The organism is Corynebacterium sp. HMSC034E11 (genome assembly GCF_001835905.1).
Classification (GTDB): domain Bacteria; phylum Actinomycetota; class Actinomycetes; order Mycobacteriales; family Mycobacteriaceae; genus Corynebacterium; species Corynebacterium coyleae.
Genome location: NZ_KV826394.1, coordinates 296,012 through 312,476, shown reverse-complemented (window position 1 = coordinate 312,476; position 16,465 = coordinate 296,012). Strand labels below are relative to the sequence as shown.

Annotated in this window: 16 protein-coding genes; 10 read left to right on the top strand and 6 right to left on the bottom strand. The window is 61.1% G+C overall.

The window, feature by feature from the left end; translation table 11 throughout:
• Positions 1-101 precede the first annotated feature (101 nt).
• Together HMPREF2690_RS05495 and HMPREF2690_RS05490 are read right to left on the bottom strand one after the other, a co-directional pair.
• A complete protein-coding gene (locus HMPREF2690_RS05495; protein ID WP_070771463.1) occupies positions 102-845 on the bottom strand; it encodes an aminotransferase class IV in 744 nt (247 codons plus the stop codon).
• The gene (locus HMPREF2690_RS05490; RefSeq protein WP_070820347.1) at positions 838-2,682 is read right to left on the bottom strand and encodes a chorismate-binding protein; all 1,845 of its coding nucleotides are present in this window, start codon (positions 2,680-2,682) and stop codon (positions 838-840) included. The genes HMPREF2690_RS05495 and HMPREF2690_RS05490 overlap by 8 nt, the downstream gene beginning before the upstream one ends.
• Positions 2,683-2,711: 29 nt before the next feature.
• On the opposite strand from HMPREF2690_RS05490, the gene HMPREF2690_RS05485 reads away from it, so the two are divergent.
• Positions 2,712-3,170, top strand: coding sequence for a GNAT family N-acetyltransferase (locus HMPREF2690_RS05485; RefSeq protein ID WP_070450949.1), 459 nt, complete (start codon positions 2,712-2,714; stop codon positions 3,168-3,170).
• On the opposite strand, the gene HMPREF2690_RS05480 is transcribed toward HMPREF2690_RS05485, so the two are convergent.
• The 3 genes from HMPREF2690_RS05480 to HMPREF2690_RS05470 are packed head-to-tail and all read right to left on the bottom strand — an operon-like array spanning position 3,167 to position 8,192.
• On the bottom strand, positions 3,167-5,557 hold the full coding sequence (locus tag HMPREF2690_RS05480; protein ID WP_070820346.1) for a glycogen/starch/alpha-glucan phosphorylase: 2,391 nt from the start codon (positions 5,555-5,557) through the stop codon (positions 3,167-3,169). The genes HMPREF2690_RS05485 and HMPREF2690_RS05480 overlap by 4 nt on opposite strands.
• A 21-nt stretch (positions 5,558-5,578) precedes the next feature.
• Positions 5,579-6,832: an amidohydrolase gene (locus tag HMPREF2690_RS05475; protein ID WP_070820345.1), complete on the bottom strand. Its 1,254-nt coding sequence runs from the start codon at positions 6,830-6,832 to the stop codon at positions 5,579-5,581.
• A gap of 7 nt (positions 6,833-6,839) precedes the next feature.
• Positions 6,840-8,192: a DUF4921 family protein gene (locus HMPREF2690_RS05470; RefSeq protein WP_224213725.1), complete on the bottom strand. Its 1,353-nt coding sequence runs from the start codon at positions 8,190-8,192 to the stop codon at positions 6,840-6,842.
• A gap of 40 nt (positions 8,193-8,232) precedes the next feature.
• Between HMPREF2690_RS05470 and HMPREF2690_RS05465 the strand changes: the two genes are divergently transcribed.
• Positions 8,233-8,622: a hypothetical protein gene (locus HMPREF2690_RS05465; protein WP_070422386.1), complete on the top strand. Its 390-nt coding sequence runs from the start codon at positions 8,233-8,235 to the stop codon at positions 8,620-8,622.
• On the opposite strand, the gene HMPREF2690_RS05460 is transcribed toward HMPREF2690_RS05465, so the two are convergent.
• Positions 8,592-9,719, bottom strand: a complete 1,128-nt coding sequence (locus HMPREF2690_RS05460; RefSeq protein WP_070820344.1) for a glycerate kinase — start codon at positions 9,717-9,719, stop codon at positions 8,592-8,594. The two genes, HMPREF2690_RS05465 and HMPREF2690_RS05460, sit on opposite strands and share 31 nt — an antisense overlap.
• A gap of 111 nt (positions 9,720-9,830) precedes the next feature.
• On the opposite strand from HMPREF2690_RS05460, the gene gdhA reads away from it, so the two are divergent.
• From gdhA to HMPREF2690_RS05420, 8 genes are read left to right on the top strand one after another with little or no spacing between them, the layout of a single operon-like run.
• Entirely contained in the window at positions 9,831-11,177 is a 1,347-nt protein-coding gene (gdhA, locus tag HMPREF2690_RS05455; protein ID WP_070450958.1) for an NADP-specific glutamate dehydrogenase, read from the top strand.
• 26 nt (positions 11,178-11,203) lie between these two features.
• Positions 11,204-11,938: a DivIVA domain-containing protein gene (locus HMPREF2690_RS05450; protein WP_070422240.1), complete on the top strand. Its 735-nt coding sequence runs from the start codon at positions 11,204-11,206 to the stop codon at positions 11,936-11,938.
• A 34-nt stretch (positions 11,939-11,972) separates the two neighbouring features.
• Entirely contained in the window at positions 11,973-12,509 is a 537-nt protein-coding gene (locus HMPREF2690_RS05445) for a YceD family protein (RefSeq protein WP_070570036.1), read from the top strand.
• On the top strand, positions 12,506-13,273 hold the full coding sequence (gene rnc, locus HMPREF2690_RS05440; protein ID WP_070422242.1) for a ribonuclease III: 768 nt from the start codon (positions 12,506-12,508) through the stop codon (positions 13,271-13,273). The genes HMPREF2690_RS05445 and rnc overlap by 4 nt, the downstream gene beginning before the upstream one ends.
• The gene (gene mutM, locus HMPREF2690_RS05435) at positions 13,266-14,087 is read left to right on the top strand and encodes a bifunctional DNA-formamidopyrimidine glycosylase/DNA-(apurinic or apyrimidinic site) lyase (RefSeq protein WP_070820343.1); all 822 of its coding nucleotides are present in this window, start codon (positions 13,266-13,268) and stop codon (positions 14,085-14,087) included. The genes rnc and mutM overlap by 8 nt, the downstream gene beginning before the upstream one ends.
• 10 nt (positions 14,088-14,097) lie before the next feature.
• Positions 14,098-14,604, top strand: coding sequence for a flavin reductase family protein (locus tag HMPREF2690_RS05430; RefSeq protein WP_070422244.1), 507 nt, complete (start codon positions 14,098-14,100; stop codon positions 14,602-14,604).
• Positions 14,605-14,656: 52 nt separating this feature from the next.
• On the top strand, positions 14,657-16,138 hold the full coding sequence (locus tag HMPREF2690_RS05425; protein WP_070422245.1) for an alanine/glycine:cation symporter family protein: 1,482 nt from the start codon (positions 14,657-14,659) through the stop codon (positions 16,136-16,138).
• Positions 16,139-16,156: 18 nt separating this feature from the next.
• Entirely contained in the window at positions 16,157-16,441 is a 285-nt protein-coding gene (locus tag HMPREF2690_RS05420; RefSeq protein ID WP_070422246.1) for an acylphosphatase, read from the top strand.
• Positions 16,442-16,465: the final 24 nt, after the last annotated feature.

Genomic DNA, 16,465 nt, shown 5'->3' with positions numbered 1-16,465 from the left:
GTTTCGGACCCGGCGGTGGTGCGACGCTATGCAGCGGCATAGTGTGTTGGCGGTTGTAGAGACTATGCAGCGGCATAGTCCTGGGGACCCACGGTGTTTCGCTATGCCTCGATGTGCCATTCGGTCGTAAAACTGCCCCACCACCAGTCGCGCCACTCGTTGAAACTTGGGTGGACCGGCGGAGTGATCACATCGTCGCCTACATGCAGTTCGCTGACGGGGCTAATGCCGTGGAGCGAGTTGAGGAACCACAACGGGTGCTTGGCGGCGAGTTCGGGTTTGAGCTGACGGCGCTCCACCCGCATATCTAACTTCTCGGCGCGCGCGACAACCTGGTGCAGTGTGACACTCGGCAGCCACACTCCGTCGGGCAGACACAGGGAGTCGCCGTCCCACATCACGAGCGCGCCGGTGGTGGTCTCCAGCATGGAGCCATGCTTATCGACGATCACCGTGTCGTCCGTCCCCTCCACCTGGTACCGCGAACGGTACGCGCGGAACGCGCCGAAGTCGGGGCCTTTCACCTCGGGCTGGGTGCGCGGGTCTGGGGCTTGCGTGTAGGTCAGTGAGGTGGTGGGGCGAGGGGATGGGGCGGGGCGGACGTCGAGAAGCAAAAGCCCTGAGGAGAGCGCGATGCGGGGGAAGAGTTCGCCTTCGCTGAGCAGCGGCAGCATCGCGTCGACAAACCCGGCGGGGAGCGGACCGGCGGTGCGAGTGAAGCGCTCGATGTGCAGGCTGAGGCCGTTGGTGCGGCCGGAGGAGTGGCGCCAAGAATCGGCGACGTCCAGGGGGCCGTCGGAGAAGTCGCGCGGAACAAACGCGCCGTACCAGGCGTACTTACGCATCCCACGCTCCTAAAACGGACTGGGCCTTCAGGTTGCGCTCGGCGAGCTCAGCCCCAGGGTCGGAGGCGAGTACGATCGCGCCACCTGCACCGACTGTCACAGTGGAGCCGGCGCGTACTGCGGTGCGGATGACCACCGACAGGTCGGCTTGGCCGTCGAACCCGATGTAGCCGAGCGCGCCCGAGTAGACGCCGCGCGGGGAGGTTTCCAGCCGGTCGATGATTTCGCACGTCCGTAGTTTCGGTGCGCCGGTCATGGAACCGGGCGGGAAGGTGGCACGGATGGCGTCGACGGCAGTGGCTCCCTCGCGTAGCTGCCCGGTGATGGTGGAAACCAGTTGGTGCACGGTGGCATACGACTCCACCTGCATCAGACCCGGGACCTGTACGCTGCCGGGTTCGCAGACGCGGGAAAGATCGTTGCGCAGCAGGTCGACGATCATGAGGTTTTCGGCGCGGGTTTTGTCGTCGTGAAGCAATGCGGGGTCCTGATCAGCGGGAATGGTGCCCTTGATCGGCTTGGCCTCCACCTCGCGGCCACGCACGGTGAGGAAACGTTCGGGCGAGGCGCTGGCGACTTCCACACCGTCGAAGATGAGGTGCGCGGCATATGGCGCGGGGTTGTGCTCACGCAGCGGCGCATAGATCTCGCCGGTTGCTTCGGCGGTGTAGGTGTCGGTCAGGCAGACCTCGTAACTCTCACCGGCGCGCAGCAGGTCCTGTGCTTTCTCGATGCAGTCGAGGTAGTCGGGGTTGCTCCAGGAACCATTGCTAATCGACGACCCCCGCGCACCGTCCGCCCCATCCAAGGCCTTCTCGAGGCGGTCAAGGAGTGCATCCGTGCCGTCGCCGGCGAGTGCACACAAGTGGGCGATTTCGGCCTCGTGGTCGTAAACGATGAACGATTGCGGGCGCACAAAGTAAGCGTCCGGGTATGGGGAGCGGTGGCGCAGCGTGATCGGAAGGGTAAGCTCCGCGCACTCGTAGCCGAGGTACCCAATGACACCGCCGGTAAAGGGCAGGTCAGGCGCGTCGTGGAGAGGGGCGGACAGTTCGCGGTTGAGGGTGTGGAGGATATCGGGGTCGCTACCAAGCGAATAGCGAAACGAGCGCGACAGGGCGCCCGCGGTGTCTCCGAGGATGGAGAAACGCCCGCGGGGGTCGGCGGTATCGAGGAAAAACGCATCGTTGCCGTCGCGCTTGATCGCGTTGAAGACGCGCTGGCAGTCGAGTGCACCGGGCAGCTCGCGGTGCAGCAACCGCCAGCCGCCGAGGAAGTTACGCATGATCGCGGCGCCGTGCTCAGTCAGCACCGATTCGGGGTGGAACTGCACACCCCAATGCGGAGCGCCGTCGACCTTGAGTGCCTGGATGACGCCGTCTTCGCTGCGGGCATGCACGGTGATGCCGGGGACCTCCTCGACATGCAGAGAGTGGTAGCGCACCACCTGGAAATCCTGCGGAATACCGGCGAAAATGCCCTCCCCGGAATGGGTGATCGTGGAGACGAACCCGTGGCGAGGTTCCGGCGCTCGGGTGACGGCGGCCCCGGCGAGCATCGCCAAACCCTGGTGTCCCAGACACACGCCCAGCAGCGGAACCCCGGAATCGGCGGCAGCCTCAATCACGCGCCGGGACGTACCAAAGTCTTCCTCGCGCTCGGGGGTACCTGGGCCGGGCGAGATCACCACATGGCTGAACTCGCCGGCGCGCACACGCTGTGGCAGGTCAGCACCCTCGCCAGCAGGCACAACGAGTGGTTCGCGGCCGGCAGCCTCGGCGATGAGGTGGGCGAGGTTGAACGTGTATGAATCGTAATTGTCAATGAGCAGGATCATCGATTCGGAATCGTATAGCGTTGACGCGCATGGACGCCAGCATCCGACAAGCAAGCGCACAAGACGCCATCGCCATTGCCGACATGCACTACCGCTCCCGTGCCCAAGCATTCCGGGGGCATATTGACGACGACGTCCTCGACGATCACGCAGCACTCGAACAACAGTGGGTCGAGTACTTCCGCAACCCCAACGGCCGCGTCGCAATCGCGGAGTTTGACGGAAAGATCATCGGGTTGGCGTACGGCATCCCAGGCGAGCGCACCGAACTTCGCAACCTGTACCTGCTCGAGGACGCAGCAGGGACCGGAGTGGCGCCGAAGCTTCTCGACGCCGTCATCCACCCCGGCGAACCAGCATTTCTCTGGGTGGCAGACTTCAACGACCGCGCCCAGGCCTTCTACACCAAGCAAGGCTTTGCGTTTGATGGTGAGTCGAAAACCCATGAGCGGGACAAGATCACCACCAAACGCATGGTGCGCGATTAGTTGATCGGGGTTGGGCTGATCTTCCAGACCTCGTCGGCGTAGTCGCGGATGGTGCGGTCGGAGGAGAATCGGCCAGACTCGCAAATGTTGATCCAGCACTTCCGCGCCCACTCGTCCTGGTCGGCGTAGTAGTCAGCGGCCATACGGTCGCGAGTCGCACGGAAATCAGCGAAGTCGCCTAAGACGTAGAAGACGTCGCGCTCGCCGTAGCCGTTGTCGTCGAGAAGCGATGCGCGAATGTCGTGGAAGGCTCCGGTGCCACGGTCATCCAAGGTGCCGTCGACAAGCGCATCGAGTGCGCGCATGAGCCCTGGGGTCTGCTCCGCAACCTGGCGCGGGTTGTAGTGCGCCTTCAACTCCGGCAGGTCCTCCTCGCGGGCGCCGAAGATGTAGGCGTTGTCCTCGCCAACAGCATCGACGATCTCCACATTCGCGCCGTCCATCGTGCCCAAGGTGAGAGCGCCATTCATCATGAACTTCATATTCGAGGTTCCCGACGCCTCTTTGCCAGCGGTGGAAATCTGCTCAGAGACATCCGTTGCCGGGATGATCTGCTCGGCGGGGGAGACGTTGTAGTTCTCCACGAACACCACGTGGATGTACTGAGACGCCACGGGGTCATTATTCACCAGCTCAGCGATGGTGTTGATGAGCTTGATGATGCCCTTCGCCGTGACGTAACCCGGGGCCGCCTTCGCACCAAAGATGAACGTGCGCTTCGGAATGTTGTGCTCGCCATCCTTGGTGATCCGGAAGTACAGATCCAGGATGTACAGGGCGTTCATCAACTGGCGCTTGTACTCATGCAGACGCTTGATCTGGGTGTCAAAGATCGAGTCTGGGTCGATCACCGCACCCTGGCGGGCACTGATCCACTCGGCGAAGTCACGCTTGTTTGCAGCCTTGATCTCCCGCAACTCGCGCATGACCTCCGGATCGTCCGCGAAGCGGCGTAGTTCCTGCAGCTTGGACAGGTCGGTGACCCACTCGTCCGATCCCGCGAGACGGTCCAGCAACTCAGACAAACGCGGGTTGCACATACGCAGCCAACGGCGAGGGGTCACACCGTTGGTTTTGTTGTTAAAGCGTTCCGGATACAGCCCGTGCCAGAAGCCGAGCGTGTCGCGTTTGATGATCTCCGTGTGAAGCGCAGCCACACCATTGACCGAATAGGAGGCGTAGCAGGCGATCCATGCCATATGGACGCGACCGTCGTGGATCGGGGAGTGGTGGTGCGCCGTTTCTGGATCCACCCCGCGGGCCTCCATATCAAGGCGGTAACGGCGGTCAATCTCTTCCACAATCTCCCAGATGCGCCAGAAGAGCTGCTTGAAGATGGACTCTTCCCAGGTCTCCAGCGCCTCCTGCAGCACCGTGTGGTTGGTGTAGGCAAACGTGTTGGTGGTGACTTCCCAGGCGTCGTCCCAGCCGAGTCCGTGCTCGTCCATAAGCAAACGCATCAGCTCAGGAATGCCGAGCACCGGGTGTGTGTCGTTGAGCTGGATCGAGTTGTACTTGTGGAAGTTGCGCAGGTCGTCGCCGTGGGCGGCGCGGTAGTCGTCGATAAGTTCCTGCAACGATGCAGACACGAAGAAGTATTGCTGACGCACGCGCAGCAACTTGCCGGCGTACGTGGTGTCGTTCGGGTAGAGCACACGCGTGATGTCGTGGACAGCCTCGCGCTCAAGGATCGCGTCGGCAAAGCGCTGAGAATTGAACGCGTCATAGTCGAACTCATCGATCGGGGAAGCGTCCCACAGACGCAGTGTGCCCACATTGTTCGTGCCGTAACCCGTGATCGGCATGTCGTACGGAATTGCGCGCACATCCATGTCGTCGAAATGAACAATGCGCTGCTCAGAGCCACGACGCACGATAAACGGGTAGAACGATTCCTTCCAACGGTCCGGGTGCTCGCGCTGGAAGCCGTCCTCGAACTCCTGGCGGAACAACCCGTAGCGGTACAGCAGGCCATAGCCGGTCAGCGGATAGTCCTGCGTCGCTGCCGAATCCAAGAAGCAGGCGGCGAGGCGGCCGAGCCCGCCATTGCCCAGTGCCGCGTCGTGTTCTGCCTCCAACACGTCGGAGAGCTCGTGGCCCAACTCGCGGGCCACAGCCTCAGCCTTATCGACGAGCCCAAGGTTCGTCAGATTGTTCAGCAGCGCACGGCCCTGCAAAAACTCCGCCGAGAAATACGCAGCGCGACGAGTCTTGCGGTAGGTGTTGCGAGTTTCATCCCAATCGTCGGCGATCTGCTCAACGACAGCGGCCGACAAGCCGGTCCAAAACTTCTTTACGGTTGCGGCTTGCGGCGACTTGCCGGCAAAGCCACGGACATGGCCTGCGATCGTCTGCTCAAATGCGGGTGACTGCTTGGAGAACGTCATGGCGCCCAAGCGTACCGCCAGTTAGCCAGCTAGGTAGGTCAAGACAGCAACTGCGGCCGAGCGTGTGGCAGCAGAAATCGTGGGCTCATAATCCGGCAGGAAGTTCGGCATATGGTTGACCGGAACATCCTCGGCAACCCTATCCTCCGCGACAGCACGATCCCACACGTCGCGCGGGGTGCAACCGATGAGCCAGAAGAGGTACGGCGCCCCAAACGTTTGACCGATGATCGGGAAGTCCTCGGAAACCGTCTTCGGATCGGACGTGACCGACTCCTCACCGAACACCGCATCGAAGTTCGCGCGCACTGCGGAAAAGACCGCCTCGTCGTTGTCCAACAGTTCGCCGTGAGCAAAGTACTCGATGCCAGCCGTGCCCTCCGCGCCCGAGGCAGCTACCTCGGCATGGACAACACGCTCGATGGCGGCATACACGCGTGCCTTGACCTTGTCGTCGTAGAAACGGCAGTTGAGCACCAACTCCGCAGACCCTGGAATGATATTGATCGCGCGCCCAGCACTCATGCTGCCGACGGTGACCACCGCGAAATCCGCCGGATTGACCTCACGCCCCACAATCGCCTGCAGACGAGCGATAATCATCGCGGCAGTAAACGTGGGATCCACCGAGTTGTGCGGCATCGAACCGTGGGCCGAACGGCCGGGAATGTGCACCCTGATCGAATCACAAGCAGCGAACTGCGGGCCGGGCTTGGACATGACCTCGCCAGCGCGACCAGGCATCACGTGCAGGCCCAACACCACGTCCGGGGTGGGCACCTTCTCAGCCAGGCCGCCATCGGCCATGTCTTGGGCGCCCGCAGCCAGCTCCTCGCCAGGCTGGAACAATGCGATAAACGTGCCCGACCAGTGGTCGCGCGTGTTGTCCATGACGTGGCACAAGCTCAGCAGAGCCGTGGTGTGGATGTCGTGGCCGCAAGCGTGCATCGTGCCGGTCGTGTGCCCATCCGCAGTGGTGACCACCTTGCGGGAAGCAAACGGTACGCCGGTGCGCTCCGTGACCGGAAGGCCATCAAAGTCGGCTCGGTAGAGCGCTGTCGGGCCTTCACCGTTGCGAAAGACTGCGCAGATGCCGTACTTGCCAATCGGGGCAACAACCTCGCAATCAAGCGGCTTCAACTCATGCAGGATTCGCTGGTAGGTCTCCTCCTCGTGCATGGAGAGCTCCGGGTTAGCGTGCAGTTCCTCGTAGAGTCGGCGCTGCCAGGCTGCATCAACCTGGTACGTATCCAAGATATCGGCGATGTTGCTCATAGTCTCGTTACCTCTCTACGTTCGGGGCCAAACCTTGGGTATAGCGCAGCACGTTCGGCCTAGGCGTGCATTCTTGGCCTATACGGATACTAGGCGCGACCGTTCCCACGGCACGCAAGCGCTCCAGTTCCGTGGTGACGCGGTCGTGGACATCAAAGGGCGAAAGCGTATTGACGAAGATCTGCGTGCCGCCCTCAAAACCCGCAACAGTAGAGATGCGCCACTTCACATTGATACGCCACGGCATTGGCACCTCGACATCGTGTGGTTTGTAGTGCCACTCTTCGTTCGTGGCCACACGGGTACCGGTCGCGGCGTGTGCGGCGTGGAGCAGGTCCGACATGGCACGGACCTCGTCGTCAGTGTGCAGCCATGGCTCGCATGCTTCCGACTTCGAATACACCGTCATCGTGGGGTAGCGGTGCCCCACACCGGCAACTAGGACGGCGTGGTCGTTCTCCGCGATGACCAGGTTGTTGTCGAAAGCGGGGTTCACACCCCAGTCGTTGTACATGTTCGGGTGCTGCTGCAACTTGGCGATTTCGGACTCAGCGTTGACGCCATGCTCGTCGATAGCAACCAACTGCTTATGCAGGTGTTCAAAGGACGCGCCGGCTGCGGCGAGCCAGTTTTGAAACACCACAACATAGCGGGCGTGACGGTGGTGAGTGATGAGGTCGTGCAACGAATCGACGGTGAAGGCGATGAACTGGTAATGCTCATCCGCAGTGAGCGAGCCTGAGCCTGCGAGGTCGGAGGTGTCGCGGGCGTCGTCGATAAAGTGCCGCCTTGCAATGATGACGTCGTGCCCACCACCAAAATAAGCAGGCGCGATGCTGAGCAGTTGCTCGTCCGGCAGATCCGGATCCTGACCCGACGCAGACAAGCGCGTGCGCACAATATCCAACACGTGGTGTCGGCCAGACGGGTCCGACAGGTAGCGCTCCATGTGCTCCTGCCAATCTTTTGACATTTCCGCACCATAGTTTTCGCGCCAGTAGTCGTAAGAAACGATCTCGAACAGGTTGGGCACGCGCCGAAAGTCGGCCTGTGTCGCATCGAGTTCATCCGGCATGACATTGCGCAGAATGTCGAAACCCGTGCTGGTAGTCACCAGTCGCGAACGCTCCGGGGGAGTATGCAGCATGCGGTCCGCGCAGAAATTACACGTATCGGTGTGCGCGCCGGGGCCAAGTGCTGCAGGTTCGTTCGGCTGGGGGTGAAGCGGACGGTTGCCACGGCCAGGCACCGTCCACACATGGGTTCCGGTGAACGGATTGACCTGCTTTAACGTGCCGTCCTTCATACGTTGCAGCGCTGTGTGCTGCGCGGGCGTCGGGTTGACAGCAGCGTGAGACATGAACGACACCCTACCGCCCCGAGCGTCTAGCCTTATGCCCATGTCTGTCATTCAATTCGACGTCCTCGTCCCACCCGCGGCAGCTCCAGAGGTACGCGACGCATTCCAGCGCGCCCTCGACATCCTGGTGCGCCGCGAGATGCTCACCTCCGGCAGCGTGACTATGGAGCAAGTGCGTATCGACGACACCGTGCACGCCCAGCTCGCCGAAACCTATGAACACGACCGCGGCGAGCCAGCAGACGACGCTGAAATCCACCGCTACCGCATCGAGTCCGAAGGCGCGGACAGTATTAACCGCCTCGCTATGGGGCTCTCACGCATCCTGACCCCCAAGCGCGACCTGCCACGCGACCCCGTGGCGCTCGAGGACCAGGACAAGTTCGAGGCCCCGTCGATCTATCCCTGGACAGTTGAAGTGTTGAGGTAAGCGACCGCAATCTCCGCACCGGCGCGAACGAGCTGCTCGCGGACGTCGTCAATCTCGGGCAGCGTCACTGCGAGAGTTCCGTCGGCGGGCTGCTCGTCGAAACGCCCTGCAGCAATCGCGAATACCGCACCTGCTTCCGCAGCAAGCTCGCCGACCACAGACGCCACCTTGCCGGTGCCTGTCTGTCCATCGAAGCGACCTTCGCCGGTGATCACCAACGCAGCGCCATCGATCTGCTCAGTCAGCCCGTTGGAATCTGCGACAACGCGCGCGCCGGGCACGATATGCACGTGGGAATCGGTCCCGTGCAGCATGGTGGAAAGCCATGTCAGGCCGATGCCCACGCCGCCCGCCGCACCAAGCCCCGGGGTTGTGGGGTCGATCTCTGCGACCTCGCACAGTCGAGCAAGGCCACGATCCAAGAGTTCAACATCGTCGGTGGTAGCGCCCTTTTGTGGGCCGAACACGTGAGCTGCACCGTTCGGGCCTGTTGCTGGTGCAGACGTGTCAGTGAGCAGCACCCACTCCATAGCGCCAGCAGGGACATTGACTTTGGCAGTGTCGAAATCCGCAAGGTTTTCCAAAGCGCCACCGCCAGGTTTTAGCTGATAGCCAGCAGCGTCGAGGGGGTTGACACCGAGCGCCACCAGAATGCCGGTACCGCCATCGACCGTTGCGGTGCCACCGAGACCAAGCACGATACGTTTCGCGCCGCGGGTCTCCGCATCAGCGATGAGCACACCGGTGCCGTAAGTGTCGCCGGTCAGCGGGGCCGGCTTTTCCACAGCGGGCAACCCAGAAGCAGCAGACACATCGATATAGGCGGTGGAGGAGGGGGCGTGGAATGTGTATTCGGCTTCGGTAAGGCGACCGTCTGCTGTGGTCGTCGGTAAGCAAATGCGTTCCCCCTCAAACAACGCGGACGTGCCCTCGCCACCGTCGGCCATCGGGGCAAGGATGATTTGGGCATCGCGGATCACGCTTGTCACACCCTCTGCCAGCCATTCAGCAGCCTCCTGCGCAGTAGCAGTGGACTTAAACGAATCCGGGGCGATGACGATTTTCGGCGACGGAGCCGGGTCGAAAGAGGAAGACATGCGGGCAAGTTTAACCGGAAGACCGCAAAATTCCGCGGGCGGGCGAGATGTGTTGTAGCATCTTTCCGGTAAACAATTCTGCAAGCCTATAGAAATTGGAGGCGGGGTCACATGAGTGCAATCGACCAGGAAGTTGCGAGTTTTTACGACAGGGTGCTCGAGCGAAACGCGGGAGAACCCGAGTTCCACCAAGCAGTTGCCGAGGTGCTCGACTCGCTGAAGATCGTCCTGGAAAAAGACCCGCACTACGCCGACTACGGCCTCATCGAGCGCCTCTGCGAGCCGGAGCGTCAGATCATCTTCCGCGTCCCGTGGATCGACGATGACAACAACGTGCGCGTCAACCGTGGCTTCCGTGTCCAGTTCAACTCCGCACTTGGCCCCTACAAGGGCGGTCTGCGATTCCACCCGAGCGTGAACCTGGGCATCATCAAATTCCTTGGCTTTGAACAGATCTTCAAAAACTCGCTCACCGGTCTGCCCATCGGCGGCGGCAAAGGCGGGTCCGACTTCGACCCGAAGGGCAAGTCCGACGCCGAAATCATGCGCTTCTGCCAATCCTTCATGACTGAACTGTGGCGCCACATCGGCGAATACCGCGACGTCCCCGCGGGTGACATCGGCGTGGGTGGGCGCGAAATCGGCTTCCTGTTTGGCCAGTACCGCCGCCTGGTGGACCAGCACGAGTCGGGCGTGCTCACCGGTAAGGGGCTGACATGGGGTGGCTCCCTCGTGCGCAAGGAAGCCACGGGCTACGGCGCTGTGTACTTCACCGACGAAATGATGCGTACCAACGGCGAATCCATTGACGGTGCACGCGTGATTGTCTCCGGCTCCGGCAACGTTGCCACCTATGCGATCAAGAAGGCGCAGGCGCTTGGTGCAACTGTCGTTGGCTTCTCCGACTCCTCCGGTTGGGTGGAGACCCCGAATGGGGTTGATACTGAGCTCCTGATCGACATCAAGGAAAACCGTCGCGGACGCGTTTCCGACTATGTCGCAGAAGCCACCGGGGCGACCTACCACACCGACGGCTCCATTTGGGACCTCGAAGCTGACGTGGCGTTGCCGTGCGCAACCCAAAATGAGCTCAACGGCGAGCATGCCCAACGCCTCGTCGACAACGGTGTGAAGTACGTCGCGGAGGGCGCCAATATGCCGTCCACGCACGAAGCGACCGAGGTCTTCCGGGCTAATAAGGTCTCTTTCGGCCCAGGTAAAGCGGCTAATGCCGGTGGTGTTGCTACCTCTGCGCTGGAGATGCAGCAAAACGCTTCCCGTGACTCCTGGTCCTTCGAATACACCGACGACCGTCTGCAGCGCATCATGTCCAACATCTTCAAGACCGCGGCACGAACCGCAGAGCAATATGACCGCGCGGGCGACTATGTTGTGGGCGCAAATATCGCTGGGTTTAAAAAGGTTGCCGACGCGATGCTGGCGCAAGGCGTGATTTAGAGCTTCATCCAGTACGCTGTGCAACTATGTACCGCGTTTTTGAAGCCCTCGATGAGTTAGTGCAGACGATGGAGCAGGCCTACGGCGTGCCGATGACCTCCAACTGCATGGTGCCCCGCAATGAGATGCTCGCTCTTCTCGACGACCTCCGCAACGCCCTGCCCGGCGATCTAGACGACGCCCAGGACGTTCTGGACAAGCAGGACGAAATCCTGCGCGGGGCCCAGGAACGCGCCGACGTTCTCGTTGGCGACGCCGAAGAGGACGCCCGTCGCATCGTTTCCGACGCCCAAGCCGAATCGGAGACGGTGCTGTCGGACGCCCAGGACCACGCAACTCGACTCGTCTCGGGCGCCGAGGAAGAGTCGAACATGATGATCACCCGCGCTCGCGACATTGCAGAAACCACCATCAACAGTGCTCAGCGCGAAGCCGATCACCTTGTGGAAACCGGCAACGAGGAATACCAGCGCTCCGTCGACCAGGGCCTGAAGGAGCAGAAGCGCTTGATCTCCGAGTCTGAGGTCATGCGTCGCGCAGACGAAGAGGCACATCGCCTCGTCGAAGACGCACACGCTGAATCCTCCCGCCTGCGCGCAGAGTGCGACGACTATGTCGACTCCAAGCTCGCAGAGTTCGAGGAGACCCTCAACACCGTGCTGCGCACTGTCTCCACCGACCGCTCCGCGCTGCGTCGTGGGGCGGGCGTCTCCGGTGCAGACCGCGCTCGCCGTGGCCAGGGTGAAGCCGACGAGTACTAGCAAGGGAAGCGATTCGTTGTAGTCTGAAAGGGCTATGGCTAACAATCCTTTCGTATTTGATGTTTCCGGCGTCCTCAAAGGCGATGGACTGCCGGAAACCCTGACGCAGACGGGGCCATCCCCGTCGCGTATCGGCCCGGAAATGATCGCTATTCCTGAAGGCCGAGAGGTCAAGATAGAAGCCACCCTGACCCCACTTGGCTCCGGCATCATGGTCGATGCGACCCTGACTGCCGAATTTGTAGGCCAGTGTGTGCGCTGCCTTAAAGATCTGACCCCCACCGAAACGCTCCAGATCTCCGAAGTGTTTTCCACTTCAGATGATTTCATCACCGGAGACGCAGAGGAAGAAGAAGACCGTGGCTCGGGGGACGAAATTGCCCGTGTCGAAGGCGATACTGTCGACCTAGAGCAAGGGTTTGTGAACGAAGCTGGGCTTAACCTGCCGTTCAACCCGTCCTGCCAGCCAGAATGTGCCGGAGATACCGACGTTCCCGTGCCGGACGGTGTATCGGGTGAAGAAAACAACCTCGTCGACCCGCGTTGGGCAGATCTGGAGAAGTTCCTGTGAGCCGTTCACGCAGGAAACCCGCCAACGCCGAACAGGCATGGGAAGACGCCTATGGGGCAGTAGACCATGCGCCACTGCTGGAAAAACTGGGCGTCAACATCGAGCGCGACAATCTCAAACTTGCGCTGACTCACCGCTCGTTCGCCAACGAACACAACCAACTGCCCAACAACGAGCGACTCGAGTTCGTCGGCGACGCCATCTTAGGTCTGACCGTGGCAACTAAGCTCTTTGAGCTTTACCCGTCGCGTCCCGAGTCCGATCTTTCTCCAATGCGCGCAGCGATTGTGTCGCGTTACGGCTTGTCCGACATCGCCCGTGAGATCAACCTCGGCCAGCACGTTCTCATCGGCAAAGGTGAAGAACTGACTGGTGGGCGCGATAAAGAGTCGATTCTTGCCGACACAACAGAAGCTGTGCTCGGCGCGATATACCTCGAGCATGGATTCGCGACTGCCCGCGACGTGATCCTGCGGCTTTTCGACGAGAAACTGCGTCACGCCACGGTAAGCAAGAAGAACAAGGACTGGAAGACCGCACTGCAAGTTCGTGTGGCAGAACTGAAGCTCCCTGTTGCAGAGTATCGCTCTGAAGCCACTGGTCCAGACCATGAGCAGACCTTCCACGCCGAAGCACTGATCAACGGCGTCGTGCGAGGTAAGGGCGTAGGGCCGAACAAGAAACTCGCGGAACAGGAAGCAGCGCAACAGGCACTGGTATACCTGCGCGACCACGCTGCCGAGGCGACCCTAGGACATGCCTGAACTGCCAGAAGTTGAGGTGGTCCGCCGGGGGCTTGAACAGCACATTGTCGGCCTTACCTTTGGCCGCGTCGAAGTGCTTCACCCACGTGCGGCACGTGGCAACGAAGTTGATCTTGAGCGAGTGCTGCCGGGACGTACCGTCGTGGATACGGGCCGACGGGGCAAGTACTTGTGGCTACTGCTGGACAATGGGGCAGCGGTGCTGGTGCATTTGAGGATGAGCGGGCAGATGCTCGTCGCAAAGCATGGCGAAGTGACATCGCCGCATTTGCGAATTCGCGCAGACATGGGCAAATGTGAGCTGTGTTTCGTCGACCAGCGCACGTTCGGATTCTGGCAATACACCGACCTTGTCGATGGGGTGCCACGTCCTGCGGGCCATATTGCGCCGGACCCTTTCGAGGATGCATTTGATGTGCGAGAGGCAGCGCGCGCGATGCGCCGGAAGAATTCGGCTCTGAAAACGGTGCTGCTCAACCAAGAAATTGTCAGTGGAATCGGCTCGATCTACGCCGATGAAGCAATGTGGTCTGCAAACCTCAAACCCTGGCGTAAAGCGCGCACCATGCGACAACGCGACGCCGAAGCAGTGCTTGAGGCATCGCGTGACGTAATGGCCCGGGCGCTCGAGCAAGGCGGAACGAGCTTCGATGCCCTCTATGTCAACGTCAACGGAGCCTCCGGATACTTCGCACGCTCTCTCAATGCATACGGTCAAGCCGGAAAACCCTGTGCGCGATGCGGAACGGAGATCGCCCGCACCGTGATCAACGGCCGTTCCAGTTATTACTGCCCGGTTTGCCAAGTGCTCTAGGTTAGAAGACATGGTTGATCAGCAGACGTTCAAAGTCGCGATGTCCCAGGTTGCCGCTGCAGTTGCCATTGTGACGACAGGGACGCAAGCATCGGCACACGGCACAACGGTCAGCGCATTCATGTCACTTTCTCTCGAACCACCGATGGTGCTGGTCTCGCTAGACCAGAAGTCATCGCTGCTCGCGAGGTTGGAGATCGGCTCACCGATCGGTATCAACGTGCTGTCCACCGAACAGAACGAGTTGGCGCGCAGGTTCGCTGACAAGCTCGAGGATCGTTTCGCGGGGGTGGATTGGCGCATTGCCGACGGCGCACCGAAACTTGCCGGCGACCACACCTGGATCGCCGGCAACGTTAGCCGCATCATCGAAGCAGGGGACCACTTCCTCGTCTTGGTTGACGTCACTGCCACCGAAGTTACCGCAAACTGCCCGCTGCTGTACTGGCAACGCGAGTTTGGCACCCACGGGCCAATCCAACCCGGAGAGGTACAGACCAAATCCATAGAGGGGTAGTGCGCTCGATCACGTTGGGTAATTGAGACAACCCAGGGATAAGCTGCCCGCCATGGATTCAGCTACCTCATTTGTCGAGGGATCGCTCAATGGCGTGATTTGGAGCCTCGTACCGTGGTTCCTCGTTGCTGCCGGCATCTACTTCGGCTTGCGCACATTATTCGTTCAAATCCGCATGTTCCCGGACATGCTCAAAGCCGTTGCAGAAACCCCGAAGGGCAAAGACCGCGAGGGCCGCGACCTCGATGAAGAGTACGGTGGCTTGTCGGCCTTCAAGGCTTTCACCATCTCTGCCGCCTCTCGTGTCGGCACCGGCAACATCGCCGGTGTCGCACTGGCAATCTCCATCGGTGGCCCGGGTGCGGTGTTCTGGATGTGGATGCTCGCCTTGCTCGGTGGTGCGACCGCATTCGTCGAATCCACGCTGGCCCAGCTGTGGAAAACCAAGGACAGCGACGGCAATTACCACGGCGGTCCGGCCTACTACATGACCCGCGGCCTTGGATGGAAGCCACTCGCGGTGCTGTTCTCTGCCTTCCTCGCCATCACTTACGGCTTTGTGTACAACGCCATCCAAACCAACTCCATCGCTGAAGCGGTTTCCGGCTCGTTGGGCAACGACTCTGTCGCTGTGAAAACCATCGTGGCTGGTGTCGTCGCCGCACTCACCGCGCTCATCATCTTCGGTGGCGTTACCCGCATTGCATCTTGGACCCAGGTGATCGTTCCGTTCATGGCCGGTGCCTACATCTTGATTGGCCTCGCAGTGCTGGTGATCAATTGGCGCGAGATCCCAGGCATGTTCGAACTCATCGTTGGCCACGCTCTCGGCCTCAAGCAGGTTGCGGGCGCGACCGTTGGCGCAGCCTTCGCACACGGTATGCGTCGTGGTTTGTTCTCCAACGAGGCAGGCATGGGTTCGGCACCAAATGCTGCCGCGACTGCGACCGTGTCTCACCCCGTTAAGCAGGGACTTGTGCAGGCCCTCGGCGTGTACTTTGACACCCTGCTCGTGTGCTCCATCACCGCGTTTGTTGTACTGCTCGGCCCCGCAATCACCTATGGCCGCGATGACATCCAGGGTGCCTCGCTGACGCAGTCTGCACTCGCCGATTCTGTCGGCGCCTGGGGCGCACACGCCATCACATGCATCCTGTTCTTCCTGGCGTTTTCTTCCGTGATCGGTAACTACTACTTGGCGCAAGCTAATTTGCAGTACCTCACCGACTCCAAGTCCGCGTTGACCACGTTCCGCATTGTTGTTCTCGGCTTCGTCATCTTCGGTGCGTTCGGATCTGTGCCGCTCGTTTGGGCCCTCGGCGACACGATGGCCGGTCTTCTGGCGCTTTTCAACATCATCGCAATCGTTCCGCTCGGCGGGGTAGCGCTGAAGCTGCTGAAGAACTACAACGAACAGCGTCGCCGAGGAGAAGACCCTGTCTTCCACCGCGACATGCTGCCGGAAGTCAAGAACGTTGAGTTCTGGGACGGCTCCGACCCCGTCACCCGACGCAGCGCAGACGACCGCATCTAAGTTGTATTCTCGGGCGGTATGGCTGAGAAACGCATGACCGCCCACGTCCACGGCGAAGTCCAGGGGGTTGGGTTTCGCTGGTGGACACGCTCCCGCGCCCTCGAACTTGGACTTGCGGGATACGCCAAGAACCTTGCAGATGGCCGCGTTGAAGTGGTTGCGGAGGGGGAGCAGGGTGGCGTCGAAAAGCTTGAAAAGCTCTTGCGGGAAACACCCTCTGGTTCGGGGCGCCCTGGGCGCGTGAACCATGTGCAAGCCCAGTACAGCGCACCGAAGGGTGCGGTAGGGTTCGACGAACGCTAAAAGCCGCGCCCGAGCGGGTAATAT

Excerpts from the sequence above, each read along its gene's own strand:
- HMPREF2690_RS05495 (WP_070771463.1), bottom strand. The coding sequence starts at position 845 with ATGCGTAAGTACGCCTGGTACGGCGCGTTTGTTCCGCGCGACTTCTCC.
- HMPREF2690_RS05475 (WP_070820345.1), bottom strand. The coding sequence starts at position 6,832 with ATGAGCAACATCGCCGATATCTTGGATACGTACCAGGTTGATGCAGCC.
- HMPREF2690_RS05420 (WP_070422246.1), top strand. The coding sequence starts at position 16,157 with ATGGCTGAGAAACGCATGACCGCCCACGTCCACGGCGAAGTCCAGGGG.
- HMPREF2690_RS05465 (WP_070422386.1), top strand. The coding sequence starts at position 8,233 with ATGTCTGTCATTCAATTCGACGTCCTCGTCCCACCCGCGGCAGCTCCA.
- HMPREF2690_RS05480 (WP_070820346.1), bottom strand. The coding sequence starts at position 5,557 with ATGACGTTCTCCAAGCAGTCACCCGCATTTGAGCAGACGATCGCAGGC.
- HMPREF2690_RS05450 (WP_070422240.1), top strand. The coding sequence starts at position 11,204 with ATGTACCGCGTTTTTGAAGCCCTCGATGAGTTAGTGCAGACGATGGAG.
- mutM (WP_070820343.1), top strand. The coding sequence starts at position 13,266 with ATGCCTGAACTGCCAGAAGTTGAGGTGGTCCGCCGGGGGCTTGAACAG.
- HMPREF2690_RS05430 (WP_070422244.1), top strand. The coding sequence starts at position 14,098 with ATGGTTGATCAGCAGACGTTCAAAGTCGCGATGTCCCAGGTTGCCGCT.
- gdhA (WP_070450958.1), top strand. The coding sequence starts at position 9,831 with ATGAGTGCAATCGACCAGGAAGTTGCGAGTTTTTACGACAGGGTGCTC.
- HMPREF2690_RS05490 (WP_070820347.1), bottom strand. The coding sequence starts at position 2,682 with ATGATCCTGCTCATTGACAATTACGATTCATACACGTTCAACCTCGCC.
- HMPREF2690_RS05460 (WP_070820344.1), bottom strand. The coding sequence starts at position 9,719 with ATGTCTTCCTCTTTCGACCCGGCTCCGTCGCCGAAAATCGTCATCGCC.
- HMPREF2690_RS05485 (WP_070450949.1), top strand. The coding sequence starts at position 2,712 with ATGGACGCCAGCATCCGACAAGCAAGCGCACAAGACGCCATCGCCATT.
- HMPREF2690_RS05470 (WP_224213725.1), bottom strand. The coding sequence starts at position 8,192 with ATGTCTCACGCTGCTGTCAACCCGACGCCCGCGCAGCACACAGCGCTG.
- HMPREF2690_RS05445 (WP_070570036.1), top strand. The coding sequence starts at position 11,973 with ATGGCTAACAATCCTTTCGTATTTGATGTTTCCGGCGTCCTCAAAGGC.
- HMPREF2690_RS05425 (WP_070422245.1), top strand. The coding sequence starts at position 14,657 with ATGGATTCAGCTACCTCATTTGTCGAGGGATCGCTCAATGGCGTGATT.